Raw genomic sequence first — 14,002 nt, forward strand, 5'->3', positions numbered from 1 at the left:
TATGAATATCTTGCTGGTTTCTCAATGTTCCAAAAAAGCGCTACAAGAAACGCGTCGTATCATTGATCAATTCGCCGAACGAACAGGTGATCGTATTTGGCAGACGGCAATTACTGAGCAAGGCTTAGCAACCCTGCGTAAACTGCTAAAGAAAACCGCGCGTCGCAATACCTCTGTAGCCTGTCATTGGATACGCTCTAATAATCGTACCGATTTAAAATGGATCGTGGGTAACCCACGACGTTTTAACAGTGAAGGCACAGTTCCGACTAATGTAACAGGGCGAGATATTTTACGGGCCAAAGATGAAAATGTTTGGCACACCGCAGAGGATATGCGCCTATTAGCCTGTATCGCGGCGTTGTTTCATGATGTGGGTAAAGCCAACCAAGCCTTTCAGGATAAAATTAACCCTCGTAAGAAAACAGACAGTTTTGAGCCCTATCGTCATGAGTGGGTATCCCTGCGTGTGTTTGAGGCCTTTGTTCAAACTGCTATCGCTGGCGTTGAACCATCGCAACAGGATCAGGCTTGGTTAACTGCTTTGACCTTAATCGATGCTCATTCTGATGATCTTGTTCAAAAAGTGCTTATCAAAGATGGGCTAGACAAAAGTATCCGCTCGCCATTTAGATATTTACCACCTGTAGCCCAAACCGTTGCTTGGCTCATACTCAGCCACCACAAGCTACCTGAGCCTGATCAATCGGACTCAAATTACTTGGTTCGTCCGCAGCGTATGCTTAGTTCAGTTAAAAGCCCTTGGAACTCACCGCAAAGTGCCAAAGACTGGAGTAGGAAAGAGATCGAAGCCGTTTGGACATTTCCGAAAGGAACACCATTTCGCAGTAAAGTATGGCGTGAGCGTTTAGCCCGTGTTGCATTACAAGCATTAAAGCGCCCTAGCTTTATCAAAACTGAGTGGCTGTTCGATCCCTTTACATTGCATCTTTCTCGCTTGAGTTTAATGCTGGCGGATCATTACTATTCAGGGCAAAACCGTGTTGGGAAAAAAAGTGCTTGGCACGATCCCGCATGGGGCAAAGCACAAAAAGATATCGTCTTTGCCAATACGTGGCGCGAGCGAGGCAGTGCTGATAAAGGTAAATACAATCAAACCCTAGATGATCATTTGATTGGTGTGTATCACCATAGCCATCAAATGGTGCGTAAACTGCCGTCTTTAAAAGAATCCTTACCGGTAATTACGCGGCACCCTGAGCTGAAGAAACGCACCACTAGTAGCCGCTTTGCTTGGCAAAATAAAGCCTATGAACTCGCGGTGGGGGTGCGCAATACAGCGCGTCAACATGGTTTCTTTGGGGTCAATATGGCCTCTACGGGCATGGGCAAAACCTTTGCCAATGCGCGCATTATGTACGGTCTTGCAGACGAGCGAAAAGGTTGTCGTTTCAGTGTGGCGTTGGGCCTAAGAACGTTAACCCTGCAAACGGGCGATGCCTTTAAAGAGTTATTAAAACTTGATGAAGAAGACCTTGCCGTGATGATTGGCTCCAAGGCCGTAAAAGCGCTGCATGACGATCATAATCATCAAAAAGCGCAGTTAGCCGAAAGTCCTCAAGAGCAAGTTTTGGGGTCTGAGTCTGCCAATGATTTTGCCGATCAAGACAGTTATGTCAGCTACGAAGGTGCATTGGGTGACGGCTTCTTATCAAAGTGGCTCGAAAGCTCCCCCAAGATCAATAAACTCGTCAATGCGCCAGTATTGGTGAGTACGATTGACCATTTAATGCCTGCAACCGAAAGCAGTCGTGGCGGTAAGCAAATTGCGCCGATGCTGCGCTTGTTAACGTCTGACTTAGTGCTGGATGAGCCAGATGATTTTGGTTTGGAAGATTTGCCTGCGCTGTGTCGTTTGGTGCATTGGGCGGGCTTGCTGGGAAGTCATGTTTTACTGTCCTCTGCGACTTTACCGCCGGATTTGATTGAAGCGTTATTCGATGCTTACCAATCTGGTCGAGCACAATATGAGCAAGCTGTCAGTGTCAATTCAAGCTCTACTACCAACATCGTTTGTGCTTGGTTTGATGAATTCAAAAGCTCCTCTATACAGGCAGCGCAGCTATCTGACTTCCGTGCTGAGCATAAGCGCGTGATAGCAAAACGCTGTGACAAACTTGACCAGCAAGCGGTACGCAGAAGAGTTGAACTAGCAACACTTGAACCTGTGACAAAAAACGCGATCATGGATGAAATCGCTACTAAAGTGCATCAAAGCATTTTAACGCTGCATCAACAATATCATCATGATCACCCATCGAATCATGCCAAGGCGAGCTTTGGGTTGGTGCGTATGGCGAATATTAACCAGCTGGTTGCCACCGCCAAACAGTTGATGGCAATGCCAAGCCCTGATGATATGCAGATACATTACTGTGTCTATCACAGTCAGTATTTGCTGCTGCAACGCTCAGCGATAGAACACATGCTCGATACCGTGCTAAACCGCAAAGATCCTAGTGCAATATGGCAGCAACCCAGTGTGCGCGATGCCATCGATAAAGCACCTGAGAAGCAACATATCTTTGTAGTATTAGGCAGTCCAGTTACCGAAGTAGGGCGGGATCATTCCTATGACTGGGCCGTGGTGGAACCATCATCGATTCGCTCATTGATACAGCTAGCAGGGCGAGTATTACGTCACGATCAAGTGACAATGGTAGAGAAGCCTAATATTCATCTCTTAAACCAGAATTGGTGCGCACTGCGTGGTGATGAAATCAGCTACATGCGTCCAGGATTCGAAAGTAAATCATTAACGTTGCAGTCACATTTACTGGAGCAGTGCCTTGAGCCAAGCGAATTTCAAACCATAAATGCCATACCTCGGATTCAAAAAGCGGCGGCACTTAAACCTAGAGAGCGATTTGTCGATCTCGAACATGCAGCCTTAGCCATGCAGCTATGGGGCACAGATAAACAATCAGACGAAGCTTATGCTGGCCTATGGTGGCAGCAGCCTATGCATTGGACAAGCCATCTGCAAAAGCTCCTACCATTTCGCCGCCATACCCCCAATGAAGATTATTGCTACTACATCGAAGAAGAGTTCGACGAGCCACTGATGCATCGTTGGCATGATAACGGTGAATTAAAGCTCGATGACAAGCAAAGCTTTCAGCGGGATGACGGTATCACCTTAGCCCAAGGTATAAGTGTCTGGGGTGGAGTGTTTGATTACAGTCAGGAGATCAACGAATTAGCAGAACGTTTAAACCTAACGCTTGCCGAAGCCACGATTCTATTCGGTTCAGTGAACTTGCGTCGCTCGAATGACAAAGAGGTATGGCAGCAAAGCGAAAATTTGGGTTTTTATAGGATTATCTAAAGAAGGAAAGAGGGATGGAGCAGGAAGATAATAAAACACTCTCTGACAAAATCCTCGACTATATCAATAGTCGCAAAGAGGATCGGTTAGAGAAGTTTGATAAAGAAACGGAAAAAGGCATCAAAGCCGCAAAAGCAGAAGACTTAGCAGCTTATGAGCAACAGCGTTTTGAATTGCGCGTCGCAGAGGAAGTACGCTTTAAGGCAAGCGTCTGGCTAGACGATGCTGCAGGGCGTGCTAAACAGCTTCAGCTTGTCACTCATGCACTGAAATTCACCCACTCCGATGCAAAGGGAACCAGTATTTTCGCAGACCAATATGCTGGCGAACGAGACTTTATTGGAACGCATAGTCTTGAGGCTCCAGCGATTGACATTGTGGGTAATGCGGCGGCTTTAGATGTGGGTAAGCTGCTGATGCTGGAAGATAACTCAGGCAAATTGCTTGTTCATTATATTCAGCAAGAGGATATGTCACCTTTTCAGCCATTTACGGAAACACAAGCGCAGCTTGCGCAATGGTTAGAAGGCTTTAAGCTTGCCGTTACCGCAAAAGATCCAAGTTCGAATAAACTCGCAAAGCAGCTTTACTGGCCTTTAGAAGAGGGCGGCTATCATATTCTCATGCCGCTGTTCGCTACCTCGTTAACTCATGATATCTATGATCGTATCCAAACGGCACGTTTTTCAGAAGAGCAAAAGACCGCCCGTGAGGCACGTCGCAATGACAGAGTTTCGGATATTCATACTGTTGAGTTTCCTGATATAGCAGTGCAGGCATTTGGTGGCACCAAACCTCAAAATATCAGTCAATTAAACTCTACCCGTGGTGGTCGAGCCTATTTACTAAGCAGTGCTCCGCCAACTTGGGAAAGCCAAGAACAACCGCCGCTAAAAGTAAAATCCATCTTTAAAGGCCCGTTCTCACGTAAGGTTTATCCGCAGATTTTAGGTTTGAAAAAGTTCCTAGTGGCGAAGCTACATGAGCGGAGTACTTGGGAGATTCGTAATGAGCGTGCCCAACGCCTTGACGATATTGTTGATCGTTTAATTGGTTATGCGGCAACTGTGCGCAGTTTTCCTGCTGGCTGGTCAAGCCATCATGAATGTTACTTACCTGAGCATCAAAAACTTTGGCTAGATCCTAAACGTTGTGGGATGGACACTGAATTTGCCGAGGCATTCGATCTTAAAGAATGGCAAGGCCAAGTTGCCGAAGACTTCTCACGCTTTCTAAATTCTGAGTTGGAGCGCAACAGCGAGATTGCTACTGGTGATGTAGAGTTTGTGCAATGGAAGGTACTCACCGCGCAAGAGCTGCGCCTAGTCAAAGATGACGTAGAGGGAGCGTTCCATGGATAAGTTATTAGTGATTAAACATTTGGAAGTGGAAGGTGCTAACGCTATTGCAGGGCTAACTTGGGGCTTCCCGGCAATGACCAATTTCCTAGGCTTCACCCACGCACTACAGCGAAAAGTACACGAGAAAATTTCTACATCTATCTTGTTAGATAGTTGTGCAGTGATCTGTCACGCAAGCCAACCGCAAACCTACAACAATAATATGAGTCGTGAGCACTACTTTGCTTTGACTCGTAACCCGCTTGTGCTCAAAGGCAAAGAAGCCGTTACCGCACCGTTTAATGAAGAAGGTAAGATGCGCATGGATGTATCTTTGCTGATCGACATTAACAGTGCAGAAGAAGATAGTTATTTAGAACCGGATGATTTGGAAGATTTAAAAGAATGGATTCCAAATATTATTCCGACGATGCGACTGGCCGGTGGTTCTATTTCCGGGTTTGAAACTGTCGAATTAATCTTAGATGCTGGTGCGAAAAACCGTGATGATCATGCTCGTAAGCGCTTCTTGCGTCAGTTTTTACCGGGCTTTGCTTTGGTAAGCCGACAAGATGTACTAGAAAAGCATATCGAGCAAACACAATTATCACCGCTGGATGCTTGGTTAGATTTTAGTACTCGCAAAATGCGCGCAGAAATTCCAGAAAAAGAAGACGACAAGGCGAAGTGGGTGGTTGATCGACCTGAATTTAGCGGCTGGTTAAAGCCGATTATGATCGGCTATCAAGGCATTTCTGAGTTATATGAAGCAGGGCAAGTAGGCCATGTGCGCGATCGCGACGTGCCAGTACAGTTTGTTGAATCGGTCTACTCCCTAGGGCAATGGGTCAGCCCACACCGAATTACCAATATTGAGCACCTACTTTGGACGCATAGCTATGAAGCAGAGCGTTCCCTTTACTTATGCAATAACGCATTTGAACCCGATACCTCTCATTTATTAAACGACGAATACTCGAATACTGAGGAGCAATAGCATGGCAGCCGTAAAAACAGCATCTGTATTAGCATTTGAACGTAAATTGGCCAACTCGGACGGTCTACTCCTAGCGGGTAATTGGTCTGATATCGATGCCGATAGCAAATGGGCCCCCGTCACGTTACAAGAAAAAGCGGTACGAGGAACCATTTCTAATCGCCAGAAAAATGCCGTCTTAAATGACCCAGCAAAGCTTGACCAAGAAGTGAATAAGGCCAATCTACAAAAAGTCGATACCGCTGCACTTCCTTTTGATTGCGATACCTTGAAGGTTGTATTCAGTTTGCGTGTATTGGGTGATCTAGTAACGCCTTCCGCATGTAACAGCCCTGACTATCAAGATGTATTAAGCAATACCATTAAGTCTTATATCTCTGAGCAGTCATTTGCCACACTGGCGCATCGTTATGCGTCAAATTTAGCCAATGGTCGCTTTTTATGGCGTAACCGTGTGGGCGCAGAAGATATCAAAGTACGTATTACCCAAGTCACTAAAGAGGGTGAAACCGCGTGGGTATTTAATGGTTACGATTTATCACTGCGTGATTTTGATTACCAAAGCGATGACCTTAAAGCGTTGGCATCAGCCATCGAACAAGGTTTAGCAAGTGATCAGTTTACCTACCTAAAAGTCGAAGCTTTTGTGAAGTTAGGTGAAGGCCAAGAAGTCTTCCCGTCACAGGAACTTGTGTTAGATAGTAACTCTCGCAAGAGTAAAGTCCTGTACGACGTAGACGGTACCGCCGCATTGCATTCACAAAAAATCGGTAATGCCATTCGTACTGTGGATACTTGGTATCAAGGTGCTGAGGAAGTTGGTCCTATTTCTGCCGAGCCTTTTGGCTCTGTGACCAGTCGTGGTAAAGCTTACCGTAGTAACAAAGATGACTTCTACACATTGTTCGATAAGTGGATGGAAAAAGGCCAGGTCCCAGAGCTTGATCAGCAACATTATGTGATTGCCAACCTAATTCGTGGTGGCGTTTTCGGTAGTAAATCGGAGTAATGTATGGATCATTACCTAGATATTAAAATCTTAGAAGACCCTGAATTTACGGCTCCCATTCTTATGAATGCGTTGTTCAGCAAATTGCATCGCGCCTTAGTTGAAGTGTCTAACCATGATATCGGCGTCAGTTTTCCTGATGCTGGTAAAAAATCATTAGGGAAAATCCTGAGACTTCATGGTACACAAGAGCGCTTATCGGTGTTGGAATCGTTAGCTTGGCGCAAAGGGCTAGGGGACTTTACTCTGGTATCCGACGTTACTGAGGCTCCGCAAACGAGTGAGTATTGGTTAGTGCAGCGTATTCATGTGCAAAGTAACCCAGATCGTATACGTCGCCGTGCGATGAAGCGTCATAATTTGACTTACGAACAAGCGGTTGAGCAAATACCGGACAGTGTGGGTAAAGAGCTTGACTTACCATTTGTTCGTATCAAAAGCCAATCAACAGGCGGACAGCAGTTCCCTTTATTTATAAAGCAAACCGCGATTTCGGAAGCCTCGCAACCTAACGAAATACAGTTTTCAAAATATGGACTGAGTTCAGCAACACCGGTACCTAAGTTTTAACCCTTTTTTCAGCGATGCCCGCCAAAGCCCGTAAACACGGGCTTTGGCTTCTTTGCTATGAAAAAGGGTACTTTACATGAAAATAGATAAAGCTCTTTAACAATCAACTAGATACTGATAATTTTATCTACTTCACCGCCGAGCAGGCGGCTTAGAAAACAGCCACGCCGCCAATGGTATAAACCGCTTTCTTCACCGCCGAGCAGGCGGCTTAGAAATAAGGACAACAGGCCATGCGCTTGCTGTCCTTCTTCACCGCCGAGCAGGCGGCTTAGAAATATTAGAAAAAGCCAAAGGTAAGGCACCTAATCTTCACCGCCGAGCAGGCGGCTTAGAAATGTCTGATATGTGGCCTGCTTTTTACTTATCGCTTCACCGCCGAGCAGGCGGCTTAGAAAACGATGTGATAAAGGTGACTAATCCCCTCACGCTTCACCGCCGAGCAGGCGGCTTAGAAATCTAATGCAAAACTAATATCAGACATTAGTAACTTCACCGCCGAGCAGGCGGCTTAGAAATCAGTGGGATCGTCAGTATTTTCCAGCGCCTTCTTCACCGCCGAGCAGGCGGCTTAGAAAGCCAAGGTATGCACCTAAAGTGTTGCCCTCTACTTCACCGCCGAGCAGGCGGCTTAGAAATATGTTATCCCTGAGTCTACATGTAGTATCGACTTCACCGCCGAGCAGGCGGCTTAGAAAAGAACCATTGACAGAAAGGTTGGCCTTCTCTACTTCACCGCCGAGCAGGCGGCTTAGAAAAAGAGTTACGCCGTTTTCAAGCGAGCGGATACCTTCACCGCCGAGCAGGCGGCTTAGAAAAATAGCTATGCAGGTTATGTGGCTAAAAAATTCTTCACCGCCGAGCAGGCGGCTTAGAAAATCCACAGATGATGACTTAGAGGCTTTTGCTCCTTCACCGCCGAGCAGGCGGCTTAGAAAAGCGCACCTGTTTGATCAAAGATATCGTCAAACTTCACCGCCGAGCAGGCGGCTTAGAAATGCTTGACTGAGCCGTCTGATAATTCAGAAAGCTTCACCGCCGAGCAGGCGGCTTAGAAAATGAGCGGTTCAGAGGCGGGTACAAAATACGGCTTCACCGCCGAGCAGGCGGCTTAGAAAAACGAAGCATAGTCGCCGAGATCGCCGGAGAGCTTCACCGCCGAGCAGGCGGCTTAGAAACGTAGAAGTCGATTCCATGATTTTTGCAGTAGCTTCACCGCCGAGCAGGCGGCTTAGAAATAAAGCGGTTTTGTAAGGTTCGGCCTGTTCAACTTCACCGCCGAGCAGGCGGCTTAGAAAAAATTGTCACGCTCAATTTTCAGGCGGTTAATCTTCACCGCCGAGCAGGCGGCTTAGAAATAAGAAAAAGGGCATTCAAGAAACCGTCACCGCTTCACCGCCGAGCAGGCGGCTTAGAAACTGTGAAATCATTTAGTTGTTTCATGCCATGCCTTCACCGCCGAGCAGGCGGCTTAGAAATGCTCTGCCAATTCGATATTTTCTGCTGCGATCTTCACCGCCGAGCAGGCGGCTTAGAAAGTTTGAACCTTTGGAAGCGCGGAGCCTTCCGCCTTCACCGCCGAGCAGGCAGCTTAGAAAGCTAGGGCCGCAAACCGGAGTAAAGCCGATGACTTCACCGCCGAGCAGGCGGCTTAGAAATTAGCGATAGCACGTTGCTGGTCGCCAGCGTTCTTCACCGCCGAGCAGGCGGCTTAGAAATTCTGCGTTCTTTGCGCATCGATCCAGCTCATCTTCACCGCCGAGCAGGCGGCTTAGAAAAAGACGCCGTCGACCGCAACGTAACCAAGGCACTTCACCGCCGAGCAGGCGGCTTAGAAATGGCTGCGGGATGGCGAGGTGTTTGGCGAGCACTTCACCGCCGAGCAGGCGGCTTAGAAATCATCCCCAATCACAGTGAATGGGTTGATGGTCTTCACCGCCGAGCAGGCGGCTTAGAAATAGAGGCCGCAGTCAAGATGGTAAAGCGTGACCTTCACCGCCGAGCAGGCGGCTTAGAAACAGCCTCTATTTATGGCCCAATACTAGAGGCACTTCACCGCCGAGCAGGCGGCTTAGAAATCGCGTTCTGCTTGCTCTTGATCCAGCGCTTCCTTCACCGCCGAGCAGGCGGCTTAGAAAGACAACGCTTCCCATAGAGCATGGCGTGGTACCTTCACCGCCGAGCAGGCGGCTTAGAAATTGCGTGCGGAATGTTTTGGTGACAATCAAGTCTTCACCGCCGAGCAGGCGGCTTAGAAAAGGAGATGTTTCAGGATCTGGATTGACGTACACTTCACCGCCGAGCAGGCGGCTTAGAAACACTCGTTGACGGATAACCCCGTAAAAAAGGTCTTCACCGCCGAGCAGGCGGCTTAGAAAATCAAATGACTGATCAAGCAGCACATCTAACTCTTCACCGCCGAGCAGGCGGCTTAGAAAAATGCGCAGCACGGCATCATCTGTTGTGATTACTTCACCGCCGAGCAGGCGGCTTAGAAACAAGTGCGTCAAGTTTCTATTGTTTTGAATGGTCTTCACCGCCGAGCTGGCGGCTTAGAAAACTAAAGCTGAACTCTGGCAGGCTATGCGTGGCTTCACCGCCGAGCAGGCGGCTTAGAAAGTTGGCGATTATTACGGACGTTCAAGCAACACCTTCACCGCCGAGCAGGCGGCTTAGAAACTGTACGAGTTCAGCTGACGGATTTTGTTGGTCTTCACCGCCGAGCAGGCGGCTTAGAAAACAGTTGCATATATTCGTCGATCTTACCTAGCCTTCACCGCCGAGCAGGCGGCTTAGAAAAAATCGTTTCGGGTGTTCTGGGATGGGAAACCCTTCACCGCCGAGCAGGCGGCTTAGAAATAGATCATCAGGGATAAACCAAGTCTCCTTAACTTCACCGCCGAGCAGGCGGCTTAGAAAGGTCTTCGTATTTTTCTGGGCTCAAATGTTTCCTTCACCGCCGAGTAGGCGGCTTAGAAAAGTGAGCATAATCAAAGAGTATCTTGGCTTATCTTCACCGCCGAGCAGGCGGCTTAGAAAGTAGTCGATCCCCATTTCGGCAATCTCATGGCCTTCACCGCCGAGCAGGCGGCTTAGAAAAAAGGGTGAGGAAGTAAGCCCCGAGTGGAGTACTTCACCGCCGAGCAGGCGGCTTAGAAATTGGCAGCGATGCGGACTACTTAGCAAATACGCTTCACCGCCGAGCAGGCGGCTTAGAAATTGGCAGCGATGCGGACTACTTAGCAAATACGCTTCACCGCCGAGCAGGCGGCTTAGAAATAGACCTTTATCTATGCAGGATTGAATCTGCTCTTCACCGCCGAGCAGGCGGCTTAGAAAAGAAACACCGCACCCCTGCCAATTAACCACGGCTTCACCGCCGAGCAGGCGGCTTAGAAAAGCTTTCGATTGGCAAATCCGCGCCCGTCATACTTCACCGCCGAGCAGGCGGCTTAGAAAAACTCCAAGGAATGAGCACAGCACAGCGTTTACTTCACCGCCGAGCAGGCGGCTTAGAAAGTTGCGGCGTCCAATACTACGGCAGGCGTTCCCTTCACCGCCGAACAGGCGGCTTAGAAAAATCGAAAGCTGGCAGTACGACTACGAAGAAGCTTCACCGCCGAACAGGCGGCTTAGAAATCGCCGATCTTGGCAATGATCCAGTCTATTTTCTTCACCGCCGAACAGGCGGCTTAGAAAAAAGCGGTTCTCTAATCGCGCTAGGTAACTGGCTTCACCGCCGAACAGGCGGCTTAGAAAAATGATCCATCTGGACGTAAACCCCATTGAATCTTCACCTCCTAATAGGCTGTTTGGAAGTAGTTTGCCAAGCTGTAGAAAGTCGAGTTGAAGATAAACCAGGTGAAAGTAGCATTGACTGCGATGATCTTGAACAATATGTGACTAACTTAATGTCTCTTTATTGAATGGCGATTGAGTCATGTTGTTCTCTTTAATTGATTTTTTAAGATTGCTGCAGAGCAGTTGGTGAAATCATTTGATTAGCCGAAATATTCCTTATAAGAGCATTAGCATTGTATCTCTGCAAAACAACATTATACTGTATATGTATACAGTTTAGTGTTGTTTTGGTGGTTGTATGCGTGTGACGTATTTGGGGTCGGCTGAGTCGTCTGGTTTTTTTGCGGCGAAACAGATGAAGATGCCGCTTTATGTGGAGTCGGTGTCGGCGGGTTTTCCATCGCCTGCTCAGGATTTTGTGGAATGCTCGTTGGATTTGAATGAATTGTGTATTCAGCATCCGAGTGCGACGTTTTTTGTGCGGGCGCAGGGGGATTCTATGGTGGATGCTGGGATTCATTCTGGGGATGTGTTGGTGGTGGATCGATCATTGACGGCGAAGCATGGCGATATTGTGATTGCGTCGATCCATGGCGAGTTAACCGTTAAGGAGTTGTGTTTAAAACCTGAGTCGATTTTGCGTCCTCACAATAAGGCCTATCCTGTGATTCCGATTTCGGAGCATTCTGAATTTGAGATCTTTGGTGTGGTGACTGGGGTGGTGCGGAGGCTGGATCGCTGATGGATAAAGTCTTTGCCTTGGTGGATTGCAATAACTTCTATGCCAGTTGTGAAAAACTGTTTCGCCCCGATTTAAAGCATACTCCGGTGGTGGTGCTGTCAAACAATGATGGCTGTGTGGTGGCGCGTTCGCGAGAGGTGAAAGCGCTAGGGCTGAAAATGGGCGCGCCAGTCTTTCAGGTGCGAGATCTTATTGAGCAACATAATATCGCCTGCTTTTCGTCCAACTATGCGCTCTATGCAGACATGTCGAATCGAGTGATGACGGTATTGGAGCAAGAAGCGCCACAAGTTGAGATTTATTCCATCGACGAAGCCTTTCTCGACTTAACGGGTATTGATGCCGTGTATGATATGGCCTGTCAGATCAAAGCTAAAGTCGATCAATACACGGGGATTAGGGTTGGGGTGGGGATTGCGCCTACCAAAACCCTAGCAAAGCTCGCTAATCATGCGGCGAAGGTTTACCCCGCCACAGGTGGGGTGGTAGATCTAACGGAGCGTGAGCGGCAGCGGCGATTGATGGCATTGGTGGAGATCGGAGAAGTTTGGGGCGTGGGGCGTCGCTTGAGCAAACACTTGCAGGCACGGGGATTACATACTGCATTGGACTTGGCGGATGCTGACCCTAAAATGATTCGACGAGAATTCTCTGTGGTATTAGAGCGTACTGTAAGAGAGCTCAACGGTATCTCGTGCTTGGAGTTAGAATCGATGGCACCGACGAAACAGCAAATTGTCTGTAGTCGTTCGTTTGGGGAGCGTATTACCCAAAAGAACGAGTTAAAAGAAGCGCTGGCAAAGTACGTGGCTCGGGCGGCTGAAAAACTGCGCCAAGAGGCGTGCCTCGCCCAAGTCTTACAGGTGTTTATTCGCACAGGTGTGTTCAACCCTAATGAGCGCCATTATTCCAATTCCGCGTCGGTAAAATTATCCGCTCCTTGTGATGATACACGAGCCTTTCTCGCTGCGATGGAGCCATTGTTTGAGTCGATTTACCGTCCTGGGTTTCGCTATGCAAAAGCTGGCGTGATGTTGACGGACTTTTATCAACCGAACACCTATCAAACCGATCTTTTCTATCCAGAAGAGGACAGAGAACGCTCAAAGAATTTGATGGGCGTATTGGATAAGATTAACCGCCAAGGGCGCGGACATCTCTTTTTTGCTGCTCAAGGGGTAACGCCCCAGTGGTCTATGAAACGTGAGTTTCTTTCGCCTGCGTACACCACTAATTGGAACAGTTTGCCCAAGGTCTATTAAAGACGACAATTGAGCAAAAGAGTGAGATAGGGCAAGATGCCCCTTATGTTGATAACTGGTAATCCCATGAAGCCTGTAGATGTCACACCGAGCGCTTTTGCGCAAACCTGCCCACTTTGTCAGGGCGAAAACCATTGTACTATGACGACCGGCCAAGCTCCTGAAACCTGCTGGTGTCATCAACCTACGGTCGTCATCAAAGCGGAATGGTTGGAGTCATTACCTGATGAGATTAAAGGGCAGGTGTGCCTTTGCCAACGTTGTATCTATACATTGGCAAAGCAAGCCGAGAACAATGCTTTATAAGAACGGCTAGAAAGGACAGGGCGCGACAAACTTTACCCATGCTTGAGTAAAGGGATGAAAGAACTCAACACGGTATGCGTGTAAGCGCAAACGCTCGTCGTCACTCGGTTTGATAGAGTCGTAAAAGTCATCGCCAATGATGGGGTGACCTAAGCTTTGCATATGAACACGCAGCTGATGGGAGCGCCCAGTGACAGGCGTGAGGCTGACTCGAGTATGACCATTCTCATAACCAAGAGGTCGCCAATGGGTGATGGCGTCTTTGCCCCACTCAGTGCAGATCATTTGTCTGGGGCGTCTGTCCCAGTCACAACGCAGTGGCTTACGTACTTCGCCAAACTCTCCGAGCAATCGCCCACGCACTAAGGCGCGATATTCTTTTTGCACATGACGTTCACGAAATTGCGCGTACATCCGCTTCTGACACTCAAGGTCGCGGGCGATCAGGATTAACCCCGACGTCGCGTAATCGAGGCGGTGAATGGCATGAGCTTCACCATAGCGCTGCTCCGCTCTGGTCACGATAGAGTCATACTTGTCAGCGCCACGACCGGGCACTGACAAGCTTTTCGCAGGTTTATTGACGACCACTAACCACTGGTCTTCGTACAGAATGTCTAGCACGG

9 protein-coding genes and 1 CRISPR repeat array are annotated in these 14,002 nt (G+C 48.3%); of the genes, 8 read left to right on the forward strand and 1 reads right to left on the reverse strand.

What is annotated here, in order from left to right; all coding sequences use genetic code 11:
- Position 1 precedes the first annotated feature (1 nt).
- The 8 genes from cas3f to C8D85_RS14555 all read left to right on the forward strand — a co-directional run bounded on the left by cas3f (position 2) and on the right by C8D85_RS14555 (position 13,376).
- On the forward strand, positions 2-3,349 hold the full coding sequence (gene cas3f, locus C8D85_RS14520; protein ID WP_133564010.1) for a type I-F CRISPR-associated helicase Cas3f: 3,348 nt from the start codon (positions 2-4) through the stop codon (positions 3,347-3,349).
- Positions 3,350-3,363: 14 nt separating this feature from the next.
- Positions 3,364-4,710 carry a type I-F CRISPR-associated protein Csy1 gene (csy1, locus tag C8D85_RS14525; RefSeq protein WP_133564012.1) on the forward strand — a complete coding sequence of 449 codons (1,347 nt, stop codon included), beginning with the start codon at positions 3,364-3,366 and terminating at the stop codon, positions 4,708-4,710.
- Positions 4,703-5,686: a type I-F CRISPR-associated protein Csy2 gene (csy2, locus tag C8D85_RS14530; protein ID WP_133564014.1), complete on the forward strand. Its 984-nt coding sequence runs from the start codon at positions 4,703-4,705 to the stop codon at positions 5,684-5,686. Before csy1 ends, csy2 begins: the two co-directional genes overlap by 8 nt.
- Before the next feature lies 1 nt (position 5,687).
- Positions 5,688-6,695, forward strand: a complete 1,008-nt coding sequence (csy3, locus tag C8D85_RS14535; protein WP_133564016.1) for a type I-F CRISPR-associated protein Csy3 — start codon at positions 5,688-5,690, stop codon at positions 6,693-6,695.
- A gap of 3 nt (positions 6,696-6,698) precedes the next feature.
- The gene (gene cas6f / locus C8D85_RS14540) at positions 6,699-7,265 is read left to right on the forward strand and encodes a type I-F CRISPR-associated endoribonuclease Cas6/Csy4 (protein WP_133564018.1); all 567 of its coding nucleotides are present in this window, start codon (positions 6,699-6,701) and stop codon (positions 7,263-7,265) included.
- A 130-nt stretch (positions 7,266-7,395) separates the two neighbouring features.
- Positions 7,396-11,024: direct repeats of the CRISPR family, unit length 28 nt; unit sequence CTTCACCGCCGAGCAGGCGGCTTAGAAA.
- A gap of 340 nt (positions 11,025-11,364) precedes the next feature.
- Positions 11,365-11,808, forward strand: a complete 444-nt coding sequence (gene umuD / locus C8D85_RS14545; RefSeq protein ID WP_133564020.1) for a translesion error-prone DNA polymerase V autoproteolytic subunit — start codon at positions 11,365-11,367, stop codon at positions 11,806-11,808.
- Entirely contained in the window at positions 11,808-13,070 is a 1,263-nt protein-coding gene (gene umuC, locus C8D85_RS14550; RefSeq protein WP_133564022.1) for a translesion error-prone DNA polymerase V subunit UmuC, read from the forward strand. The genes umuD and umuC overlap by 1 nt, the downstream gene beginning before the upstream one ends.
- A gap of 66 nt (positions 13,071-13,136) precedes the next feature.
- Positions 13,137-13,376, forward strand: coding sequence for a cysteine-rich CWC family protein (locus C8D85_RS14555; RefSeq protein WP_162847595.1), 240 nt, complete (start codon positions 13,137-13,139; stop codon positions 13,374-13,376).
- A gap of 6 nt (positions 13,377-13,382) precedes the next feature.
- On the opposite strand, the gene C8D85_RS14560 is transcribed toward C8D85_RS14555, so the two are convergent.
- Positions 13,383-14,000 carry an RluA family pseudouridine synthase gene (locus C8D85_RS14560; protein ID WP_133564025.1) on the reverse strand — a complete coding sequence of 206 codons (618 nt, stop codon included), beginning with the start codon at positions 13,998-14,000 and terminating at the stop codon, positions 13,383-13,385.
- Positions 14,001-14,002 lie beyond the last annotated feature (2 nt).

The organism is Marinomonas communis (assembly GCF_004363305.1).
GTDB classification, from domain to species: domain Bacteria; phylum Pseudomonadota; class Gammaproteobacteria; order Pseudomonadales; family Marinomonadaceae; genus Marinomonas; species Marinomonas communis.

What these genes read in the sequence shown, in the direction of transcription:
- csy1 (WP_133564012.1), top strand. Translation starts at nt 3,364, where the DNA reads ATGGAGCAGGAAGATAATAAAACACTCTCTGACAAAATCCTCGACTAT.
- umuC (WP_133564022.1), top strand. Translation starts at nt 11,808, where the DNA reads ATGGATAAAGTCTTTGCCTTGGTGGATTGCAATAACTTCTATGCCAGT.
- C8D85_RS14555 (WP_162847595.1), top strand. Translation starts at nt 13,137, where the DNA reads ATGAAGCCTGTAGATGTCACACCGAGCGCTTTTGCGCAAACCTGCCCA.
- cas6f (WP_133564018.1), top strand. Translation starts at nt 6,699, where the DNA reads ATGGATCATTACCTAGATATTAAAATCTTAGAAGACCCTGAATTTACG.
- csy2 (WP_133564014.1), top strand. Translation starts at nt 4,703, where the DNA reads ATGGATAAGTTATTAGTGATTAAACATTTGGAAGTGGAAGGTGCTAAC.
- csy3 (WP_133564016.1), top strand. Translation starts at nt 5,688, where the DNA reads ATGGCAGCCGTAAAAACAGCATCTGTATTAGCATTTGAACGTAAATTG.
- cas3f (WP_133564010.1), top strand. Translation starts at nt 2, where the DNA reads ATGAATATCTTGCTGGTTTCTCAATGTTCCAAAAAAGCGCTACAAGAA.
- umuD (WP_133564020.1), top strand. Translation starts at nt 11,365, where the DNA reads ATGCGTGTGACGTATTTGGGGTCGGCTGAGTCGTCTGGTTTTTTTGCG.